Source organism: Klebsiella sp. MS 92-3 (genome assembly GCF_000195655.1).
Taxonomy (GTDB): domain Bacteria; phylum Pseudomonadota; class Gammaproteobacteria; order Enterobacterales; family Enterobacteriaceae; genus Klebsiella; species Klebsiella pneumoniae.
Map to the genome: position 1 here is coordinate 5,138 of NZ_GL882790.1, position 4,445 is coordinate 9,582.

Sequence of the window (4,445 nt, forward strand, 5' to 3'; positions counted from 1 at the left end):
GGGGGGGGGGGGGGGTTCTCTATGGTACAACGCGGAAAAGGATATGACTGTTCAGACTCAGGATACCGGGAAGGCGGTCTCTTCCGTCATCGCCCAGTCATGGCACCGCTGCAGCAAGTTTATGCAGCGCGAAACCTGGCAAACGCCGCACCAGGCCCAGGGCCTGACCTTCGACTCCATCTGTCGGCGTAAAACCGCGCTGCTGACCATCGGCCAGGCGGCGCTGGAAGACGCCTGGGAGTTTATGGACGGCCGCCCCTGCGCGCTGTTTATTCTTGATGAGTCTGCCTGCATCCTCAGCCGTTGCGGCGAGCCGCAAACCCTGGCCCAGCTGGCTGCCCTGGGATTTCGCGACGGCAGCTACTGCGCGGAGAGCATTATCGGCACCTGCGCGCTGTCGCTGGCCGCGATGCAGGGCCAGCCGATCAACACCGCCGGCGATCGGCATTTTAAGCAGGCGCTACAGCCATGGAGTTTTTGCTCGACGCCGGTGTTTGATAACCACGGGCGGCTGTTCGGCTCTATCTCGCTTTGCTGTCTGGTCGAGCACCAGTCCAGCGCCGACCTCTCCCTGACGCTGGCCATCGCCCGCGAGGTGGGTAACTCCCTGCTTACCGACAGCCTGCTGGCGGAATCCAACCGCCACCTCAATCAGATGTACGGCCTGCTGGAGAGCATGGACGATGGGGTGATGGCGTGGAACGAACAGGGCGTGCTGCAGTTTCTCAATGTTCAGGCGGCGAGACTGCTGCATCTTGATGTTCAGGCCAGCCAGGGGAAAAATATCGCCGATCTGGTGACCCTCCCGGCGCTGCTGCGCCGCGCCATCAAACACGCCCGCGGCCTGAATCACGTCGAAGTCACCTTTGAAAGTCAGCATCAGTTTGTCGACGCGGTGATCACCTTAAAACCGATTGTCGAGGCGCAAGGCAACAGTTTTATTCTGCTGCTGCACCCGGTGGAGCAGATGCGGCAGCTGATGACCAGCCAGCTCGGTAAAGTCAGCCACACCTTTGAACAGATGTCTGCCGACGATCCGGAAACCCGACGCCTGATCCACTTTGGCCGCCAGGCGGCGCGCGGTGGCTTCCCGGTGCTGCTGTGCGGTGAAGAGGGGGTTGGGAAAGAGCTGCTGAGCCAGGCTATCCACAATGAAAGCGAACGGGCGGGCGGCCCCTATATCGCCGTCAACTGCCAGCTGTATGCCGACAGCGTGCTGGGTCAGGATTTTATGGGCAGCGCCCCTACCGACGATGAAAATGGTCGCCTGAGCCGCCTTGAGCTGGCCAACGGCGGCACCCTGTTTCTGGAAAAGATCGAGTATCTGGCGCCGGAGCTGCAGTCGGCCCTGCTGCAGGTAATTAAGCAGGGCGTGCTCACCCGCCTCGACGCCCGGCGCCTGATCCCGGTGGATGTGAAGGTGATTGCCACCACCACCGTCGATCTGGCCAATCTGGTGGAACAGAACCGCTTTAGCCGCCAGCTGTACTATGCGCTGCACTCCTTTGAGATCGTCATCCCGCCGCTGCGCGCCCGACGCAACAGTATTCCGTCGCTGGTGCATAACCGGTTGAAGAGCCTGGAGAAGCGTTTCTCTTCGCGACTGAAAGTGGACGATGACGCGCTGGCGCAGCTGGTGGCCTACTCGTGGCCGGGGAATGATTTTGAGCTCAATAGCGTCATTGAGAATATCGCCATCAGCAGCGACAACGGCCACATTCGCCTGAGTAATCTGCCGGAATATCTCTTTTCCGAGCGGCCGGGCGGGGATAGCGCGTCATCGCTGCTGCCGGCCAGCCTGACTTTTAGCGCCATCGAAAAGGAAGCTATTATTCACGCCGCCCGGGTGACCAGCGGGCGGGTGCAGGAGATGTCGCAGCTGCTCAATATCGGCCGCACCACCCTGTGGCGCAAAATGAAGCAGTACGATATTGACGCCAGCCAGTTCAAGCGCAAGCATCAGGCCTAGTCTCCTCGATACGCGCCATGGAGAACAGGGCATCCGACAGGCGATTGCTGTAGCGTTTGAGCACGTCGCGCAGCGGATGCGCGCGATCCATGGCCGTCAGCAGGCGTTCGAGCCGACGGGACTGGGTGCGCGCCACGTGCAGCTGGGCAGAGGCGAGATTCTTCCCCGGGATCACGAACTGTTTTAACGGGCCGCTCTCGGCCATATTGCGGTCGATAAGCTGTTCCAGGGCGCTGATCTCCTCTTCGCCGATCGTCTGGCTCAGACGGGTCAGGCCCCGCGCATCGCTGGCCAGTTCAGCCCCCAACACGAACAGCGTTTGCTGAATCTGGTGCAGGCTTTCCCGCAGCCCGGCGTCGCGGGTGGTGGCGTAGCAGACACCCAGCTGGGATATCAGTTCATCGACGGTGCCGTAGGCCTCGACGCGAATATGGTCTTTCTCGATGCGGCTGCCGCCGTACAGGGCGGTGGTGCCTTTATCCCCGGTGCGGGTATAGATACGGTACATTCAGTTTCTCTCACTTAACGGCAGGACTTTAACCAGCTGCCCGGCGTTGGCGCCGAGCGTACGCAGATGAGCGTCGCTATCGGTGACGTGTCCGGTAGCCAGCGGCGCGTCCGCCGGCAGCTGGGCATGAGTGAGGGCTATCTCGCCGGACGCGCTGAGCCCGATACCCACCCGCAGGGGCGAGCTTCTGGCCGCCAGGGCGCCCAGCGCAGCGGCGTCACCGCCTCCGTCATAGGTTATGGTCTGGCAGGGGACCCCCTGCTCCTCCAGCCCCCAGCACAGCTCATTGATGGCGCCGGCATGGTGCCCGCGCGGATCGTAAAACAGGCGTACGCCTGGCGGTGAAAGCGACATGACGGCCCCCTCGTTAACACTCAGAATGCCTGGCGGAAAATCGCGGCAATCTCCTGCTCGTTGCCTTTACGCGGGTTCGAGAACGCATTGCCGTCTTTCAGAGCCATCTCCGCCATGTAGGGGAAGTCGGCCTCTTTTACCCCCAGATCGCGCAGATGCTGCGGAATACCGATATCCATCGACAGACGCGTGATAGCGGCGATGGCTTTTTCCGCCGCGTCGAGAGTGGACAGTCCGGTGATATTTTCGCCCATCAGTTCAGCGATATCGGCGAATTTCTCCGGGTTGGCGATCAGGTTGTAGCGCGCCACATGCGGCAGCAGGACAGCGTTGGCCACGCCGTGCGGCATGTCGTACAGGCCGCCCAGCTGGTGCGCCATGGCGTGCACGTAGCCGAGGTTGGCGTTATTGAAAGCCATCCCGGCCAGCAGAGAAGCATAGGCCATGTTTTCCCGCGCCTGCAGATTGCTGCCGAGGGCCACGGCCTGGCGCAGGTTGCGGGCGATGAGGCGGATCGCCTGCATGGCGGCGGCGTCCGTCACCGGGTTAGCGTCTTTGGAGATATAGGCCTCTACGGCGTGGGTCAGGGCATCCATCCCGGTCGCCGCGGTCAGGGCGGCCGGTTTACCGATCATCAGCAGTGGATCGTTGATAGAGACCGACGGCAGGTTGCGCCAGCTGACGATCACAAACTTCACTTTGGTTTCGGTGTTGGTCAGGACGCAGTGGCGGGTGACCTCGCTGGCGGTGCCGGCGGTGGTATTGACCGCGACGATAGGCGGCAGCGGGTTGGTCAGGGTCTCGATTCCGGCATACTGGTACAGATCGCCCTCATGGGTGGCGGCGATGCCGATGCCTTTGCCGCAATCGTGCGGGCTGCCGCCGCCCACGGTGACGATGATGTCGCACTGTTCGCGGCGAAACACGGCGAGGCCGTCGCGCACGTTGGTGTCTTTCGGGTTCGGCTCGACGCCGTCAAAGATCGCCACCTCGATCCCGGCCTCCCGCAGATAATGCAGGGTTTTGTCCACCGCGCCATCTTTAATTGCCCGCAGGCCTTTGTCGGTGACCAGCAGGGCTTTTTTCCCCCCCAGCAGCTGGCAGCGTTCGCCGACTACGGAAATGGCGTTGGGGCCAAAAAAGTTAACGTTTGGCACCAGATAATCAAACATACGATAGCTCATAATATACCTTCTCGCTTCAGGTTATAATGCGGAAAAACAATCCAGGGCGCACTGGGCTAATAATTGATCCTGCTCGACCGTACCGCCGCTAACGCCGACGGCGCCAATTACCTGCTCATTAAAAATAACTGGCAGGCCGCCGCCAAAAATAATAATTCGCTGTTGGTTGGTAAGCTGCAGACCGTACAGAGATTGTCCTGGCTGGACCGCTGGCGTAATTTCATGGGTACCTTGCTTCAGGCTGCAGGCGCTCCAGGCTTTATTCAGGGAAATATCGCAGCTGGAGACGAAGGCCTCGTCCATCCGCTGGATAAGCAGCGTGTTGCCTCCGCGGTCAACCACGGAAAACACCACCGCCACGTTGATCTCAGTGGCTTTTTTTTGCACCGCCCCCCCCCCCCCCCCTCCGGGGGGGGGGGGGGGGGGGGGG

General features: G+C 61.3%; 5 protein-coding genes. 1 reads left to right on the forward strand and 4 read right to left on the reverse strand.

Annotated features, from left to right (window positions below):
* Nucleotides 1-43: 43 nt before the first annotated feature.
* A complete protein-coding gene (gene dhaR, locus HMPREF9538_RS17385; RefSeq protein WP_020317099.1) occupies nucleotides 44-1,969 on the forward strand; it encodes a dihydroxyacetone kinase operon transcriptional regulator DhaR in 1,926 nt (641 codons plus the stop codon).
* On the opposite strand, the gene HMPREF9538_RS17380 is transcribed toward dhaR, so the two are convergent.
* The 4 genes from HMPREF9538_RS17380 to HMPREF9538_RS17365 form a co-directional block, all read right to left on the reverse strand.
* Entirely contained in the window at nucleotides 1,947-2,477 is a 531-nt protein-coding gene (locus tag HMPREF9538_RS17380) for a cob(I)yrinic acid a,c-diamide adenosyltransferase (RefSeq protein ID WP_009484687.1), read from the reverse strand. The genes dhaR and HMPREF9538_RS17380 overlap by 23 nt on opposite strands.
* Nucleotides 2,478-2,831, reverse strand: coding sequence for a glycerol dehydratase reactivase beta/small subunit family protein (locus tag HMPREF9538_RS17375; RefSeq protein ID WP_009484688.1), 354 nt, complete (start codon nucleotides 2,829-2,831; stop codon nucleotides 2,478-2,480).
* Nucleotides 2,832-2,851: 20 nt separating this feature from the next.
* The gene (gene dhaT / locus HMPREF9538_RS17370) at nucleotides 2,852-4,015 is read right to left on the reverse strand and encodes a 1,3-propanediol dehydrogenase (protein ID WP_004150927.1); all 1,164 of its coding nucleotides are present in this window, start codon (nucleotides 4,013-4,015) and stop codon (nucleotides 2,852-2,854) included.
* Nucleotides 4,016-4,036: 21 nt separating this feature from the next.
* The coding region (locus HMPREF9538_RS17365) for a GlcG/HbpS family heme-binding protein (protein WP_009484690.1) at nucleotides 4,037-4,445 on the reverse strand (409 nt) is incomplete at its 5' end.